The sequence below is a fragment of the Rhabdothermincola salaria genome, from assembly GCF_021246445.1.
GTDB lineage: Bacteria > Actinomycetota > Acidimicrobiia > Acidimicrobiales > Acidimicrobilacustridaceae > Rhabdothermincola_A > Rhabdothermincola_A salaria.
On sequence record NZ_JAJQXW010000004.1, the window covers coordinates 149,296 to 164,382 of the forward strand.

Here is a 15,087-nt window from a genome sequence, read left to right on the forward strand (position 1 = left end):
ACTCGAGGCATGGCCCGCCTCCACGATGCGATCGACCAGACCCTGCGCGACTGGATCGCCGCCCAACACGTCTTCTTCGTCGCCACCGCGCCGAGCGGGCCCGACGGGCACGTGAACCTGAGCCCCAAGGGCTACGACACCTTCCGGGTGCTCGACGACCACACCGTGGCCTACCTCGACCTCACCGGGAGCGGCGTGGAGACCATCGCCCACCTGCGCGACAACGCCCGCATCACGTTCATGTTCTGCGCCTTCGAGGGCAAGCCCCAGATCCTGCGCCTGTTCGGACGGGGCGAGGCGGTGCTCCCCGAGGACGGCCGCTTCGCGGACCTGGCCGCCGCGTTCCCCGCCGTCCCCGGAGTGCGGGCCGTCGTGCGCTGCGAGGTGGACCGGGTGCAGACCTCCTGCGGCTTCGCCGTGCCGTTCATGGCCTACGAATCCGAGCGGGAGACCCTGAGCGACTGGGCGGCGCGCAAGGGCCCGGACGGCATCGACACCTACCAGGCCGACAAGAACGCCCGGAGCATCGACGGCCTGCCCGGCATGGTGCCCTGAGCCACCCTCAGGTGCGCAGCATGCGCTCGATGGCCTGCATGGCCTCGTCGAGCTTGGCGTCGCCCTCGTCGGGCCCCTCGGCGGCGGCGGCCATCACGCAGTGACGGAGGTGCTCGTCGAGCAGACCGAGCCCCACCCCTTGGAGGGCTTTGGTGACCGACGCGATCTGGGTGAGCACGTCGATGCAGTACTTGTCGTCCTCGATCATGCTCTGCAGGCCCCGGACCTGGCCCTCGATGCGGCGCAGGCGCGCCAGGTGCTGGTCCTTGGTGAGCGTGTAGCCGCGGGTCGCCATGGCCACCATCGTAGCGCCTTGTAGGGTGGGGGGGTATGGTTTCGGTGAGGGCCGCCGGCCGACGGCGACCCCACCCCACCCCTCGGGAGGTACCCCATGACGACCCGAACCTACGACGTGCCCGGGATCTCGTGCGGCCACTGCAAGACGGCGATCGAGACCGAAGTGGGCCAGCTCACCACCGTCACCACCGTCGACGTCGACATCGACGCCAAGTCCGTGCGGGTCGAAGGTGAGGCCACCGAGGCCGAGGTGACCGCCGCCATCGACGAGGCCGGCTACGACGTCGCCGCGGTGAGCTGAGCCTCGACCCCGGGTCGAGCTGCCTCGGCGGCGCCGTCGCCGTCGGCCGGCCAGCGCCGGTACGACCATCCCGGGCCCCGCAGCACCGTGGAGAGGCGGTCCCGCCACGTCGTCGATCGAGCGACGTCGCCCAGCAACGCGGCGTGCTCGTGGGTGGCGATGCGCAGTGGGTCGAAGGTGGTGATGTTGCGGGTGAGGCCGTAGACGACTGGCTCGTCCTCGCGCTGGAAGGTACCGAAGAGGCGGTCCCAGACGATCAGGATGCTGCCGTGGTTGCGGTCGAGGTAGCGGGCGTTGCTGCCGTGGTGCACCCGGTGGTGTGACGGGGTGTTGAGCACCTCCTCGGCCCCGCCGAGGCGGTCGATGACCTCGGTGTGGATCCAGTACTGGTAGAGCAGGTTGACCTGTCGGGCCAGCTCGACCAGGCCGGGCCGGAAGCCGGCCATGGAGAGCAGGCCGTAGGGGACGAAGCTGCCGAAGTTCTCGGCCACGGGTTGGCGCAGCGCGGTGGAGAGGTTGTAGCGCTCGCTCGAGTGGTGCACGACGTGGATGGCCCACAGCCACCGGCTCTCGTGCATGAGCCGGTGGTTCCAGTAGTAGACGAAGTCCCAGGCCAGCACGGCGCCGAGCGTCGCCGCCACGCCGGTGCCGAGGTCGCGGCGGTGCCCCGAGCGGGCCCAGAGCCGGCGGGCCCCCGTCTGGGTCGCCCACGCCGTGCTGCCGGCCACGATGCCACCGGCCACCGCCACCACCCCCGACGAGGAGGCGACCCGTCGGGCCGCCCGCCGCCACCAGCGCCCGCCGGGCGGAGCGCCTTCGCCCGCGCCGAACGGGGCCGGGGCACCGCTCCCGGTCGCCGGCCCGCTGGCCGCGGGCGAGCGACGGTCGGCCCGGGCCACGGCGTCGGCGAGGGTGGTCACCGCGGCCGCACCCACCGTGAGGCCCACCAGGACCCTGGCGTGGCGACCTCGGCCCGGGGTCACGGGGGCCAGCAGGCGGGACATGGCGAGCGGGACGACCAGGCTGCCCACCCCCATCGACAGGCTGGCGAGGGTGTCGCGGGCCTCGTAGCCGAGGAGCCGGTCGTCACCTCGTGCCGCCCGCCGCCGCACCGCGGCGTGCTCGAGGCCCATGGTGGCGAAGAAGCCGGGGATGGCGGCGACGGTGAGGTCCACGGCAGCCCTTTCTCGACGAACCGACCGGCGGGGAGCACCCGAGGGCGGTGACGACCCTCCCGGTCCGTGACGGCGTCACCGTACCGCCGCCGATGGCCCCCGCACCGGCCACCCCCCCCCCGCCGACGAGAGCGTCGGCGGCGGGGCCAGCCGTAGTGTGCTGCTCCAGTGCCCGCGCCGGGAGGGGGAGCCGTCCGGGATGACCGACCGCACCGAGACACCGTCGGCCACCCGCCCGCCCGCGCCCCGCGATCCCCTGGTCCTGGCCATCGACCTGGGCACCGGAGGGCCCAAGGTGGCGCTCGTGGGGGTACGGGGCGCCATCGTGGGCCACGCCAAGGTGCCCGTGGGTCTCGTCCTGGTCGACGGCGGCGGAGCCGAGCAGGACCCGGCCGAGTGGTGGAGTGCCGTGGTGGCGGCCGCCCGCCAGGTGCTCGGCGCCCACCCCGAGCGGGTGGACGACGTGGTCGCCGTGGGGGTCACCAGCCAGTGGTTCGGCACGGTGGCCGTCGACGACGCCGGCGACCACCTCGGCCCGGCGGTCATCTGGATGGACGGCCGCGGGGCCCGGTACGTGCGACGAGCCGTCCGCGGCCCGGTGCGCATCGCCGGCTACGACGTGCGTCGGCTGCGAGCCTGGCTGCGGCGCACCGGCGGGATCCCGTCGCTCACCGGCAAGGACCCCGTGGGCCACATCCAGTTCCTCCGCCACGAGCGTCCCGACGTCTACCGGGACGCCGCCACGTTCCTCGAACCCGTCGACTACCTCGGGCTCCGCCTCACGGGACGGGCCGCGGCCAGCGGCGCCAGCATCACCGGCCACTGGGTCACCGACAACCGCGACCTGGCGCGCATCACCTACGACGACGAGCTGGTGGCCTGGACCGGCATCGATCGCCACAAGCTGCCGGAGCTCGTCACCACCAACAGCGTGCTCGGTCCCCTCGCCCCGACCGCGGCCGACGCGCTCGGCCTGCGCTCGGGGGTCCCCGTGGTCGCCGGCAGCAGCGACACCGCCTCGGCCGGCATCGGCTCGGGCGCCGTGGACGACCGCCAGGCCCACCTCTACGTCGGCACCTCCTCGTGGCTGTCGTGCCACCTGCCCGACAAGCACACCGATCTGCGCACCAACGTCACCGCCCTCCCCTCGGGGATGCCGCACCGCTACTGGATGGCGACCGAGCAGGAGTCCGCGGGGATCTGCCTCACGTGGTTGGCGGACCAGGTCCTCTTCCCCTCCGACGAACTGGCGGGCGCCGAGCCCCCCGACGACCTCTTCGACCGGCTCAACCAGGTGGCCGCGGGCGTGGCGCCGGGCGCCCGGGGGGTGGTGTTCACCCCGTGGCTCAACGGTGAGCGCACCCCGGTCGACGACGCCACGATCCGCGGCGGCTTCCACCACCTGTCGCTGACCACCCGCCGGGCCGACCTGGTGCGGGCCGTCTTCGAGGGGGTGGCCCACAACTCCCGGTGGATGCTGGCCGCCGCCGAGCGGTTCGTCGGCAGCCCCTTCGAGAGCCTGCGCTTCGTGGGCGGTGGCGCCCAGAGCGAGCTGTGGGGCCAGATCATGGCCGACGTGCTCGACCGCCCCGTCCACCAGGTCGCCGAACCCGTCCTGGCCAACGCCCGGGGGGCGGCCTTCGCCGCCGCCGTGGCCACCGGGCACCTGCGTTGGGACGAGATCCCCGCCCTGGTCCCGGTCACCGCCATCCACCACCCCGACCCCTCCACCCGGGCCGTGCACGACCGGACCCACGCCGCCTTCCTCGACATCTACCGTCGCACCAAGGGCATCCACCGCCGCCTCGGCCGCCACCCCCAGGAGCACCCATGACCAGCGACGCCGACCGCACCGCCCCGGTCCCCGAGCCGTCCCTCGCCCAGTACCGGTCCGACTTCGAGACCTACCACCGCCTGCCCGCCCAGGGCCGGTCACGCGCCCGCATCCTCGCCGAGCTGCAGGAGATGCACGACCTCGAGCAGGCCCGGTGGGAGGAGGGGTTCGTCTCGGGCGCCGTCTACAACGGCGACGCCGACCACGTGGACTTCGTGAACCAGGCCTACGCCATCCACTCCCAGTCCAACCCGCTGCACACCGACCTGTGGCCGAGCGCGGTGAAGTTCGAGAGCGAGATCGTGGCCATGACCGCCTCGATGCTCGGCGGTGACGGCATCGGCGGAGGGCCCGGCTCGCCCGACGGTGTGTGCGGTGTGGTCACGTCGGGAGGCAGCGAGAGCATCCAGCTGGCGATGAAGACCTACCGCGACCGGGGCCGGTCCGAGCAGGGCGTCGAGCGCCCCAACATGGTGCTGCCCACCACCGCCCACGCCGCGTTCGCCAAGGCGGCCCACAACTTCGGCATCGAGGCCCGGTGGATCGCCCCCACCGACGGGTGGGTGGCCGACGTCGACGCCATGGCCGACGCCGTCGACGACCACACCGTGGTGGTGGTCAGTTCCGCGCCGCCGTTCCCGCACGGCCTCATCGATCCCATCCCCGAGCTGGCGGCGATGGCGCTCGAGCGGGGCGTGGGCTTCCACACCGACGCCTGCCTCGGCGGTTTCGTCGTGCCGTGGGCCGAGCGACTCGGCCACGACGTGCCCGTGTGCGACTTCCGGCTCCCCGGCGTCACGTCCATCTCGGCGGACACCCACAAGTTCGGTTACGCGGCCAAGGGCACCTCCGTCGTGCTGTACCGCGACCAGGCGCTGCGCCACCACCAGTACTTCACCATCACCGACTGGCCCGGTGGCCTGTACTGCTCTCCTGGGTTCGCCGGCTCACGACCCGGAGGCCTGTCGGCCGCGTGCTGGGCGGCCATGGTGTCGATGGGCGAGGCCGGCTACCTCGAAGCCACCCGTCGCATCCTCGCCACGGCCGCGACCGTCACCGCCGGCATCCGGGCCCGGCCCGAGCTGCGTGTGTTCGGCGACCCCCTCTTCGTCATCGCCTTCACCGCCGCCGAGGGCGCCACCTGCGCCGATGGCCGCCCCCTCGACATCTACGAGGTGTACGACGCCATGACCCGTCGGGGCTGGGCCCTCAACGGCCTGCACCGACCCGCGGCGGTGCACCTGTGCGTGACCCTCCGCCACACCGAGCCGGGGGTGGCCACCCGCTTCCTCGCCGACCTCGCCGACGCCGTGGACGAGGTGCTGGCCGGCCCGCCCACCGGCACCGGCATGGCCCCCATCTACGGCATGGCCGACACCGTCCCCGACCGCACCCTCGTCGCCGACGCCCTGGTCGACCACATGGACGCCTGGTTCAGACTCTGACACTTTGCTCCGGTCGGCAAGCCTCCCTGCGCCGGCTCTGACATCTTGCTCCGGTCGGCAAGCCTCCCTCCGCCGCCTTCGCCGAAACGCGAGGGCTGACTGAGCCTCCTTGCTGCGCGGCGTCGGCTGTTGCATGCCGGCTGAGGGTCTGGGTCTGGTGGCGGCGGGCAAGCGCAGCGTCGCCGCCACACCGCGTCCCGACGAGCTCGCGAGGAGGGCGCCATGGATTCGGGGCCGAGTGGGTTCCGGGGGGTGGCCCGCACCACCGGTTCTGACGCGCGCACGGGAGCGAGTGCGGCTCGGCGAGCGCCGCCTGAGATCGACGAAGGATTCGTCGACCCACGCCCGAGCTCGACGAAGCCGCCGCTCCGAGCGACCGAGCACGTCAGGTTCTGGTGCGGGACAGGACCCGCCGGAGCCCCGAGGACCCGAACATCGGGAGCGACCCGCCCATGGAGAGTGGGCGAATCTGCACTGATGGTGAAAGAATCCGGCCATCGACCCCCTGCCGTCACCCTCTTCCGACGAGTTGCCCCGGCCCCGGCTGTTGCACCTGGGTCCACCGCTGGCCGTCATCGTGGTGCTGCTGGGCCTGCTCGTGTGGGCCGTCGCCACCGACCACCTGGTGACGGCGGTCTGGGCCACGTTCGGCGTGTCGGCCGCCCTCGTCTGGTTCGTGCTCGGCGGCCTCCGCGACCGCCGGCACATGACCGCCGAGCTCCAGGGCCGGGACACGCAGCTGCTCACCGTGCTCGACGGACTGCCCATCGCCGTCATGCTGCGTGACGAGAAGGGCCACTTGCTCCACGCCAACCCCGGGACCGAACGGTTCCTCGAACGCCTGGGGCTGACCGTCGACCACATCGCCGAGAGCCCGGTGGCCATGCTCGACCACATCGACGTGATCCGCGAGGACGGCCGCCCGTGGCGGCCCGCCGATCTCCCGGTCGTCTCGGCGATCCGCGACGGCGTGAGCACCGACGCCGTGCTCGGCTACGCCCTGCCCGAGGGGGGCTGGGCGTGGTACTCGGCGCGCGCCGAACCCCTCCCGCTCGGCGACGGCACCCTCGGCACGGTGCTCACCCTCGACGACGTCACCGAGCGCCGCGCTCTCGAGCAGGAGCTGCGCGATGCCGCCCTCACCGACCCCCTCACCGGGCTGGCCAACCGTCGGGCGCTGTCCGAACGCCTCGCCGAGGCCCAGAAGCGCCAGGCCCGCCACGGCGGCGTGATCGGGCTCATCTACCTCGACCTCGACGGCTTCAAGGCGGTCAACGACACCTGGGGCCACGACGTCGGCGACCGGGTCCTGATCTCGGTGGGCGAGCGCCTGCGTCGCGGCACCCGGGCCATCGACCTCCCCTGCCGCATCGGCGGCGACGAGTTCGTCGTGCTCTGCGACCCGCTGGAGGACCCGGCGGACCTCGCCGACCTGGTGAGGCGGTTGCGCGAGCTCCCACCCCTCATGGTGCCCGGCAGCCGCGCCGACGCGTTGACGGTGAGCATCGGGTCGGTGGTCGTGGAGCGGGGCGAGGGCCTCGACACCGCCCTGCGGCGCGCCGACCGCTCCATGTTCCAGGCCAAGCGGGGCACCCCGCCCGGGCCGGCCGCCGAGGCCGGCTGAACACCTCTGGGGCGCGCTCAGCCGCTGATCAGAGCGTCCCGTCGTCGAGCATGGCGAGCACCTCGGTGGCCCGCTCCCGCACGGCCGGCAGGTCCCGGAGGCGGCGCATGCTGCCCAGCGGGTTCCCCATGCGGTGGTTGCCTCGCAAGCCATCCTCGTGGCGGGCGAGGAAGTCCCAGTACAGCGTCGTGAACGGGCACGCATCGGCACCCACCCGTCGCCTGGGGTCGTAGCGACAGGTGCCGCAGTGGTCGCTCATGCGGTTCAGGTAGGCGCCGCCCGCGGCGTAGGGCTTGGTGGCCATGCGCCCACCATCGGCGTGCAGGGCCATCCCCACCACGTTGGGCAGCATCACCCACTCGGCTCCGTCGACGAACGAGGACCACATCCACTCGACCATCTCGTCGGGCGCGACCCCGGCCAGCAGGCCCAGGTTGCCGAGCACCATGAGCCGCTCGATGTGGTGCAGCCACCCGTGCCGGTCGAGCGCCGCCAACGTCCGCCCGACGCACGCCATGTCGGTCGGCCCGCCCCGCAGCACCGGTGGCAGGGGCCGGCGGGCGTCCAGGGCGTTCAGGCTCCGGTACCCGGGCATCCACAGCCAGTAGACCCCCCACACGTACTCGCGCCACCCGATCACCTGGCGCACGAACCCCTCGGCCGAGGCGATGGGGACCGAGCCGCGCCGGTGGGCCTCGGCGGCGGCATCGGCCACCTCGCCCGGGTGGAGCAGTCCGAGGTTGAGGTAGGGGCTGAGCGTCGAGTGGGCCAGCTTCCACTCGTCGCGCAACATGGCGTCCTCGTGGGGACCGAAGAGGGGAAGGACCTCGTCGACGAAGTGGTCCAGACGGGCGAGTGCACCGGACCTCGACGTCGCCCAGGTGCCGTCCGGCGGGCCTCCCCAGAGCTCGGGGACGGCCCGCTCGATGTCGGCCAGCACCTCGTCGTCGAGCTCGTCGAGGTCGTCGACGAGTGGGGCCGGCCAGGGCCGTCCGTCGGTCGGTGGCGGTTCCCGGTTGGCGGCGTCGTGGTTCCATCGGCCGCCCGTGGGCTCGTCGCCGTCCATCAGGTAGCCGAGCCGGGTGCGTTGCCAGCGGTAGAAGTCCTCCATGCGCAGCCGGGACCGGTCCCCGGCCCACTCGGCGAACTGCTCGGCCGAGCAGAGGAACTGGTCGTTGGCGACGGTCGCCACGTCGCAACGGGCGAGGAGCTCGGCACCGTCCCAGGACATGGGCGACATCGCCACCACCCGCTCGGGCCGGTACCGGCGACGGTGGGCGGCCAAGCCGTCGGCGAGGCTGTCCGCGGTGCGCAGGTCCACCTCGAAGCCTTCCTCGGTGAGCTCGCGGGCCAGGCGGCGCATGGACGCCACCACCAGGTGGAGCCGCTGGCGGTGCCAGCGGCGCGACGCCCACTTGCCCCGGCTCTCGACCAGCAGCACCCGCACCTCGCCCGGGCGGCGGCCGGCCAGCGCCCCGCCCTGGCGGCTCAGCTGATCGCCCAGCACCCAGACCGTCTCCACCCGCCGCACGCTACGTCGCGTCGGCTCGGGAGCGAGGGTCGAAGCCCGACCCACCGATGGCCCGAGCCGATCCGGTCCACGAGCGGTCTGGGATCGTCCCGGCCTGATCGCGTCCACCCGGATCGAGTCCACCCGGATCGAGTCCACCCGGACCGGGGCCGCGAGACGTTTGGTGGCACACTCGTCGGTGGATGACCCTGGCCAGCCCCACCCCTGAGGACGTCGCGGGTGCACCCGCGACCGACGACGACACGACCCCGCGCGTCGACGGTCGCCGGGCCCGGGCCGAGCGGTCCCGTCAGGCCATCGCCGATGCCCTGTTGTCGCTCGTCGAGGGGGGCGACCTGCGTCCGACCGCCGGTCGCATCGCCCAGCGGGCCGGCATCTCCGAGCGGCTCATCTACCACCACTTCGCCGACCTCGACGAGCTGCTCCGGGTCGTGGCCGAGCGGCAGCTGGCCCGGGCTCGGGCCCGGATGGCGCCGCTCGATCCCGTCGGCACTCGCGCCGAGCGGATCGCCGCCATCGTCGACCAACGGGCTGAGCTGTTCGAGTGGATCACCCCCATCCGGCGGGCCTCCAACCTCCAGGAACCCTTCTCGGCCGACCTGCGGGAGGTCCGGGCCCGCAGCAACGCCGAGCTGCGGGCCCACACGGCGGCCCTCTTCTCCGCCGAGCTGGACGAGACCGACCGAGCCGAGCACGACGAGCTCCTGGCGGCCCTCGACGTCACCCTCTCGTGGCCCACGTGGAACACCCTGCGCGAGAGCGGCCTCGACCCCACGGCGACCCGCCAGACCCTCGCCCGCATGGTGCACGCCCTGCTCGACGGCTGAAGCGTCGTCAGGGGCCGTCGCGAGGGATCGTGGCGTGGCGACGGATCCAGGCGTGCATGGCGATACCCGCGGCCACCCCGGCGTTGATCGAACGGGTCGAACCGAACTGGGCGATGGAGCACACCACCGTCGACGCCGCCTGGGCCTCGGGCGAGAGGCCCGGGCCCTCCTGGCCGAAGAGCAGGAGGCACCGCTCGGGCAGCTCGGTGGTCTCGAGCGGCACCGAGCCCGGGAGGATGTCGACGCCGATGATCGCCAGGTCCTGCGCCGCGGCCCAGCCGACCAGGTCGTCGATCGTCGGGTGGTGGCGGACGTGGAGGTACCGATCGGTCACCATGGCGCCGCGCCGGTTCCACCGCCGCCGACCGACGATGTGGACGCCCTCGGCGTTGAAGGCGTTGGCGGTGCGCACCACCGTGCCGATGTTCAGGTCGTGCTGCCAGTTCTCGATGGCCACGTGGAAAGGGTGCCGGGTGGTGTCGAGGTCGGCGACGATCGCCTCGTTGGACCAGTAGCGGTAGCGGTCGGTGACGTTGCGCCGATCGCCGGCGGCGAGCAGCTCGCGGTCGAGGCGCGGGTCGTCGGGCCAGGGGCTGGGGTGCGGCCCCACCCCGACCTCGACGTCCGGTGCGCCGGGGGCGGCCCGATCCGCCGCTTCTGATGGCTCGCCCGTAGCCTCGACGCCGATGGCCCTCGCCTCTCCCTCGTGCCGGCGACGACGCCGACGGTCCATGCTCGCACTGCTCGCCGCGGTGGTCGCACTGCTCGTGCTGGCCAGCGCCTGCACCACTGGTCGCGGCGACGGCGAGGCGGAGGGTGCTGGTGGCGACGGCGACCGCGAGCCCGAGCTCACCACCGGCCCCGGGCCCACCTACCCGACGATCCCCTTCGCCGACCTCGATGCCCGCCTGACCCGTCGGGTGAGCACCGCCGAGCTCCCCGGCGCCGCCCTGCTGGTGGAGCAGGACGGTGCCCGCCTGCACACCTTCGCCACCGGCTCGGTCGACGAGGACAGCCCTCTGCCCCTCGGCGAGACCGGGGGTTGGCTCACTGCGGCCGTGCTCATGAGCCTGGTGGACGACGGCCTGGTGGGCCTCGACGAGCCCGTCGCCAACCATCTCTCCTCGATGGCCGGCGACGACCTGGGGCGCGTCACCCTGCGCCACCTGCTGTCGCACACCTCGGGCCTCCCGTTCGGCATCGACTGCGCCGATGCGGACGGGTGCGACGCCGGGGTCGCCCGCGCCACCCTGCTCGGCGCCCCCGGCGACGTGTTCGCCGTCAGCCCGGTGGGCACCCACGTGGCCGCCCGCCTGGCCGAGGCCGTCACCGGCCGGACGTGGGCCACGATCGCCGCCGAGCGCCTCCTGGGCCCCCTGGCCATGAACGCCACCTCCTTCCCCGAGCCCGAACGAACCGTCCCCGTCGACGTCCCGGATCCCCCGACCGACGGAGGCGACGGTGAACCGGACGAACCGGTGCTCCCCCCGGCCCCGCGGAGCCTGCTCGCCGTCGACGGCACCACCACCGCCGCCGACCTCGGTCGGTTCCTCGCCATGGTCCTGGCCAAGGGCCAGGGCCCCACGGAGCGGCTGCTCGAGGCGGCCTCGGTCGAGGAGATCGAACGCGACCAGACGAGCACCCTCGACACCAGCCGAGAGCCGTGGGTGGCCGCCACCGGCATCCCCACCCACGGCCTCGGCGTGTGGCGTGACCGCCCCCGGGGCGACGGCACCGGGCTGGCGTCGGTGGTCAGCGCCCCCAACCAGATCGGCGTGTACCCCCTCGTCGACCGGCCCCGCAACGCCTGGGCCGTCGTCGCCGTCCTCGACGACCCCCTCGTCCCCCTGGAGGCGGTGCGCGACTCGGCTGCCGTCGCCCAGCTCGTCGGGGTGGCCATCGACACCGACGGCCGGGCCATCAGGGAGCCGGGCACCCCCCTGGGCGGCTGACCAGGACGGTCAGCGCACCAGCAGCGACGCCCCGCCGGCGTCGTCGAGCAGGTGGCGGGCCAGCTCCCGCCCCAGGCGGGGCCCATCGGCGACGGCACCCCGACGCTGGTGGCGCAGCAGCACGTGGCCGTCCATCGACGCGAGGAGGGCCTCGACCATGATCCGGTCGGCGGCGGTGTCGACCACGGCGTGGGCCCCGGCGGGCAGGTCGCAGTCGCCGCCGAGCTCGGCCAGGAAGCCCCGCTCGGCATCGACCGCGGCCCGACTGGGGCCGTGCTCCACCGCGGCCAGCAGCTCGCGGGAACGGGCGTCGTCGGCCCGGCATTCGACGGCCAGGGCGCCCTGGGCCACCTGCGGGAGCATGACCGACGGGTCGAGCACCTCGACGACCCGGTCGGCCAGGTCGAGCTCGAGGCGCTCGACCGCGGCGGCGGCCATGACGATGGCGTCGAACGAGCCCGACTGGGCCAGACGGGTGGCGATGTTGCCGCGCAGGCCCCGGAAGGTGAGGTCGGGGCGCAGCCAGGCCAGCTGCGCCCGCCGGCGCACCGACCCGGTGGCCACCACCGCGCCGGGCGGCAGGTCGGCCAGGCAGGTGCCGACCAGCACGTCGCGGGCGTCGGCCCGCTCGGGGACGGCACCGACCACCAACGCATCGGGGGTGAGGGCCGGGAGGTCCTTGCCCGAGTGCACGGCCAGGTCGGCTCGTCCGTCGAGCACCGCCGCCTGCACCTCCTTGACGAACACCCCCTTGCCGCCCATCTCCCAGATGGGGATGTCGAGGCGGGCATCGGCCACCGTCTGGACCACGACCGCCTCGACGGTGACCTCGACGCCGCGAGCGGCACCGGCCGCGGCCAGCAGGGCGGCGATGTGGTCGGTCTGCCATCGGGCCAGGGCGCTGCCCCTGGTGGCGGCGCGCAGGTGCACGGAGATCACGGCGAGGGGCTCAGATGTCGAACAGGTCGCGCAGGGCCTCGGAGAGGCGTTCGCCCCTCGGCGAGCCTGCCGCGTCCTTGAGGTTGACCGTGGGCTCGTGGAGCAGCTTGGCCACGATGCCGCGGGTCAGGGCCTCGACGGCCTCGACCTGACGTTGGTCGAGGTCGCCCAGCCGGCCCCGGAAGCGATCGATCTCGGCCTGGCGGACGGCTTCGGCCTGGGCGCGCAGCGTGCCCACCAGCGGGGCCACCTCGCGGGCCGAGCTGAGGGCCACGTAGCGGTCGAGCTCGGCGGCCACCACGGCCTCGACGGCTTCGACCTCGCGTCGCCGCTCGGCCTGGCCGGCCTCGGCGAAGGCCCGCAGGTCGTCCATGTCGAGCAGGGTCACGCCGGGGAGGTCGGCGGCGCTGGGATCGACGTCGCGGGGCACGGCCACGTCGACCACGAGCAGGGGCCGGCCGGCCCGGGCATCCATCACCCGGGCGATGTCGGCGTGCTCGAGCAGCATCGAGGTGGCCCCGGTGCCGGTGAGCAACAGATCGACCTCGGCGAGGGAGGCGTCGAGGTCGGCGAGGCGGATGGCCCGCCCGTCGACGCGCTCGGCGATCTCCTGGGCCCGGTCCCAGGTGCGGTTGGCGATGCGGATGTCGTCGACGCCCTTGGTGCCGAGGGCTCGCACCATGCCCTCGCCCATCTCGCCGGCCCCGAGCACGAGGATGGCCCGGCCCTCGAGGGGCCCGAGGTGCTGGGCGGCCATGGCGACCGCCGCGGTGGACACGCTGGCCACGTGACGACCGATGCCGGTGTCGGTGCGCACCCGCTTGCCGACCTCGAGCGCATGGCGGAACAGCAGGTTGAGGCGAGCCCCGCAGGCACCCTCCTCCTGGGCCCGCTCCCACGCGACGCGCACCTGGCCGAGGATCTCGGCCTCGCCGACGACGGCGGAGTCGAGCCCGGCGGCCACGGTGAACAGGTGGGCGGCGGCGTCGGCGCCGTCGTGCACGTAGAGGTGCTCGGCGAACTCGTCGGGAGGAAGGAAGGCCAGCTCCGAGAGGAAGTTGCGCAGGTCGGCGTAGGCCGGGTGGAACTTCTCGGCGACGACGTAGACCTCGGTGCGGTTGCAGGTGGACAGCACCACCGCTTCGCTGAGGTGGTCGCGCGAGGTGACGTCGTGCAGGGCCTTGGGGAGACGGGCGTCGTCGATGGTGAGCCGCTCGAGGAGATCGAGCGGCACCGTGCGGTGGTTCAAGCCGATGACGACGACAGACACGCCTTCAGGCGCTCCTTGGCTTCGGCGAGGCGGCCCTCGCGGATCAGTTCCAGCATCCCTGAATCGAGCGCTCCCTGCCAGTCGAGGCCCTCGGTGGGACGCCCGTCACGCTGCAGACGGGCCCGCTCCTCGGAGAGCACGTCGATCAGGTCCAGGTACTCCGGACCGAACTCCGAGCTGAATCGCCGGCGCAACCAGGTGGCCAACGCCGGTGAACGGCCCCCCGTCGCGAAGGTGACCAGGAGGGGCCCCTGACGCACCCGGCTGGGCAGGGTGAAGGCGCAGTTGGCCGGATCGTCGGCCGAGTTCACCCACACGCCGTGCTCCTCGCCCTCGAGGAAGACCTGCCGGTTGACGGCGGGATCGTCGGTGGCGGTGATGGCCAGGCGGTACCCGGCCACCTCGCCCGACTCGTAGCGCCGGCGGTAGACGGTGAGGGGCAGCGCGGCCAGGTCGTCGACGACCTCGGGAGCCACGACGTCGACGACCGCCTCGCAGGCCACCAGCTCGGCCGCCTTCTGCCGGGCGACCGGGCCACCCCCGACGACGAGGCACCGCCGGCCCGCGACCACCAGGTTCACCGGGTAGAGCGGCGCCTCGACCGGCATCAGCTCACCGTCTCGCGGGCGGCGCCGTTGTCGGACCGCTCGTCGGTGGCGCGAGCCTCGCGCTGGCGGTAGAAGCTCAGGATCTGCAGCTCGAGGGCCAGGTCGACCTTGCGCAGCGAGGCCCCGGTGGGGACGGTGACCACGGCCGGGGCGAAGTTGAGGATCGACGTGACCCCGGCCTCGACGAGGCGGTCGGCGACGTCCTGGGCCACCGAAGCGGGCGTGGCCACGATGCCGATGGCGATCTTGCGGTCGGCGACGAGATCGGGGAGCTCGTCGATGTGGTGGATGCGGTGCTCGCCGAGCACGGTGCCCACCTTGGTGGGGTCGGCGTCGATGAGGGCGGCGACGGGGAAGCCGCGGTCGCCGAAGCCGGCGTAGTTGGCCAGGGCGGCACCGAGGTTGCCCATGCCGACGATGGCGACGGGTGAGTCCTCGGTGAGGCCCAGCTCTCGGCTCATCTGGAACAGCAGGTACTCGACGTCGTAGCCCACCCCTCGGGTGCCGTAGGTCCCCAGGTAGGAGAGGTCCTTGCGCACCTTGGCGGCGTTGACGCCGGCGAGCTCGGCCAGGCGCTCCGACGAGATGGTGGCGGTCTGGGCGTCGCGGAGCTCGACCAGGGTGCGCAGGTAGACCGGCAGGCGGGCGACGGTGGCTTCGGGGATGCGTCGTCGGGAGCGGTCCACGGGGGCTGACGCTAGTGACCTCGTGCCCGCGTTCACAAAGTCA

The 15,087-nt window shown here is 73.4% G+C and carries 15 protein-coding genes; 7 read left to right on the forward strand and 8 right to left on the reverse strand.

Annotation, left to right across the window (positions count from 1 at the left end; genetic code table 11):
* Nucleotides 1–9 precede the first annotated feature (9 nt).
* Nucleotides 10–555, forward strand: a complete 546-nt coding sequence (locus LUW87_RS15905; RefSeq protein WP_232672190.1) for a pyridoxamine 5'-phosphate oxidase family protein — start codon at nt 10–12, stop codon at nt 553–555.
* A 7-nt stretch (nt 556–562) separates the two neighbouring features.
* Here the strand turns inward: LUW87_RS15905 and LUW87_RS15910 are convergent, their stop codons facing one another.
* Nucleotides 563–850: a metal-sensitive transcriptional regulator gene (locus LUW87_RS15910; protein ID WP_232672191.1), complete on the reverse strand. Its 288-nt coding sequence runs from the start codon at nt 848–850 to the stop codon at nt 563–565.
* Between the two features lie 96 nt (nt 851–946).
* On the opposite strand from LUW87_RS15910, the gene LUW87_RS15915 reads away from it, so the two are divergent.
* Nucleotides 947–1,153 carry a cation transporter gene (locus LUW87_RS15915; protein ID WP_232672192.1) on the forward strand — a complete coding sequence of 69 codons (207 nt, stop codon included), beginning with the start codon at nt 947–949 and terminating at the stop codon, nt 1,151–1,153.
* Here the strand turns inward: LUW87_RS15915 and LUW87_RS15920 are convergent.
* Nucleotides 1,129–2,328, reverse strand: a complete 1,200-nt coding sequence (locus LUW87_RS15920) for a sterol desaturase family protein (RefSeq protein WP_232672193.1) — start codon at nt 2,326–2,328, stop codon at nt 1,129–1,131. The two genes, LUW87_RS15915 and LUW87_RS15920, sit on opposite strands and share 25 nt — an antisense overlap.
* A gap of 199 nt (nt 2,329–2,527) precedes the next feature.
* Here LUW87_RS15920 and LUW87_RS15925 point away from each other — a divergent pair, with 199 nt between their 5' ends.
* From LUW87_RS15925 to LUW87_RS15935, 3 genes are all read left to right on the forward strand, one after another.
* A complete protein-coding gene (locus LUW87_RS15925) occupies nt 2,528–4,162 on the forward strand; it encodes a xylulokinase (RefSeq protein ID WP_232672194.1) in 1,635 nt (544 codons plus the stop codon).
* Nucleotides 4,159–5,607 carry a pyridoxal phosphate-dependent decarboxylase family protein gene (locus tag LUW87_RS15930; protein WP_232672195.1) on the forward strand — a complete coding sequence of 483 codons (1,449 nt, stop codon included), beginning with the start codon at nt 4,159–4,161 and terminating at the stop codon, nt 5,605–5,607. Before LUW87_RS15925 ends, LUW87_RS15930 begins: the two co-directional genes overlap by 4 nt.
* A gap of 529 nt (nt 5,608–6,136) precedes the next feature.
* On the forward strand, nt 6,137–7,231 hold the full coding sequence (locus LUW87_RS15935) for a GGDEF domain-containing protein (RefSeq protein ID WP_232672196.1): 1,095 nt from the start codon (nt 6,137–6,139) through the stop codon (nt 7,229–7,231).
* Between the two features lie 28 nt (nt 7,232–7,259).
* On the opposite strand, the gene LUW87_RS15940 is transcribed toward LUW87_RS15935, so the two are convergent.
* Entirely contained in the window at nt 7,260–8,753 is a 1,494-nt protein-coding gene (locus LUW87_RS15940) for a cryptochrome/photolyase family protein (protein ID WP_232672197.1), read from the reverse strand.
* Nucleotides 8,754–8,944: 191 nt separating this feature from the next.
* Between LUW87_RS15940 and LUW87_RS15945 the strand changes: the two genes are divergently transcribed.
* A complete protein-coding gene (locus LUW87_RS15945; RefSeq protein ID WP_232672198.1) occupies nt 8,945–9,589 on the forward strand; it encodes a TetR/AcrR family transcriptional regulator in 645 nt (214 codons plus the stop codon).
* A gap of 7 nt (nt 9,590–9,596) precedes the next feature.
* On the opposite strand, the gene LUW87_RS15950 is transcribed toward LUW87_RS15945, so the two are convergent.
* Entirely contained in the window at nt 9,597–10,322 is a 726-nt protein-coding gene (locus tag LUW87_RS15950) for a TrmH family RNA methyltransferase (RefSeq protein WP_430300541.1), read from the reverse strand.
* Here LUW87_RS15950 and LUW87_RS15955 point away from each other — a divergent pair.
* A complete protein-coding gene (locus LUW87_RS15955; protein ID WP_232672200.1) occupies nt 10,321–11,541 on the forward strand; it encodes a serine hydrolase domain-containing protein in 1,221 nt (406 codons plus the stop codon). The genes LUW87_RS15950 and LUW87_RS15955 overlap by 2 nt on opposite strands.
* 9 nt (nt 11,542–11,550) lie before the next feature.
* Here LUW87_RS15955 and hemC read toward each other — a convergent pair whose 3' ends face one another.
* Genes hemC through LUW87_RS15975 form a run of 4 tightly spaced genes read right to left on the reverse strand, consistent with a single transcriptional unit; the run spans nt 11,551 to nt 15,080 of the window.
* Nucleotides 11,551–12,480, reverse strand: coding sequence for a hydroxymethylbilane synthase (gene hemC / locus LUW87_RS15960; RefSeq protein ID WP_232672201.1), 930 nt, complete (start codon nt 12,478–12,480; stop codon nt 11,551–11,553).
* A 10-nt stretch (nt 12,481–12,490) separates the two neighbouring features.
* Nucleotides 12,491–13,750, reverse strand: a complete 1,260-nt coding sequence (locus tag LUW87_RS15965) for a glutamyl-tRNA reductase (protein WP_232672202.1) — start codon at nt 13,748–13,750, stop codon at nt 12,491–12,493.
* Complete coding sequence (locus LUW87_RS15970; RefSeq protein WP_232672203.1) at nt 13,726–14,358, reverse strand: precorrin-2 dehydrogenase/sirohydrochlorin ferrochelatase family protein; 633 nt, start codon at nt 14,356–14,358, stop codon at nt 13,726–13,728. The genes LUW87_RS15965 and LUW87_RS15970 overlap by 25 nt, the downstream gene beginning before the upstream one ends.
* On the reverse strand, nt 14,358–15,080 hold the full coding sequence (locus LUW87_RS15975; RefSeq protein ID WP_430300542.1) for a redox-sensing transcriptional repressor Rex: 723 nt from the start codon (nt 15,078–15,080) through the stop codon (nt 14,358–14,360). Before LUW87_RS15975 ends, LUW87_RS15970 begins: the two co-directional genes overlap by 1 nt.
* Nucleotides 15,081–15,087 lie beyond the last annotated feature (7 nt).

What these genes read in the sequence shown, in the direction of transcription:
- LUW87_RS15945 (WP_232672198.1), top strand. Translation starts at nt 8,945, where the DNA reads ATGACCCTGGCCAGCCCCACCCCTGAGGACGTCGCGGGTGCACCCGCG.
- LUW87_RS15950 (WP_430300541.1), bottom strand. Translation starts at nt 10,322, where the DNA reads ATGGACCGTCGGCGTCGTCGCCGGCACGAGGGAGAGGCGAGGGCCATC.
- LUW87_RS15970 (WP_232672203.1), bottom strand. Translation starts at nt 14,358, where the DNA reads ATGCCGGTCGAGGCGCCGCTCTACCCGGTGAACCTGGTGGTCGCGGGC.
- LUW87_RS15925 (WP_232672194.1), top strand. Translation starts at nt 2,528, where the DNA reads ATGACCGACCGCACCGAGACACCGTCGGCCACCCGCCCGCCCGCGCCC.
- LUW87_RS15910 (WP_232672191.1), bottom strand. Translation starts at nt 850, where the DNA reads ATGGCGACCCGCGGCTACACGCTCACCAAGGACCAGCACCTGGCGCGC.
- LUW87_RS15905 (WP_232672190.1), top strand. Translation starts at nt 10, where the DNA reads ATGGCCCGCCTCCACGATGCGATCGACCAGACCCTGCGCGACTGGATC.
- LUW87_RS15955 (WP_232672200.1), top strand. Translation starts at nt 10,321, where the DNA reads ATGCTCGCACTGCTCGCCGCGGTGGTCGCACTGCTCGTGCTGGCCAGC.
- LUW87_RS15930 (WP_232672195.1), top strand. Translation starts at nt 4,159, where the DNA reads ATGACCAGCGACGCCGACCGCACCGCCCCGGTCCCCGAGCCGTCCCTC.
- LUW87_RS15915 (WP_232672192.1), top strand. Translation starts at nt 947, where the DNA reads ATGACGACCCGAACCTACGACGTGCCCGGGATCTCGTGCGGCCACTGC.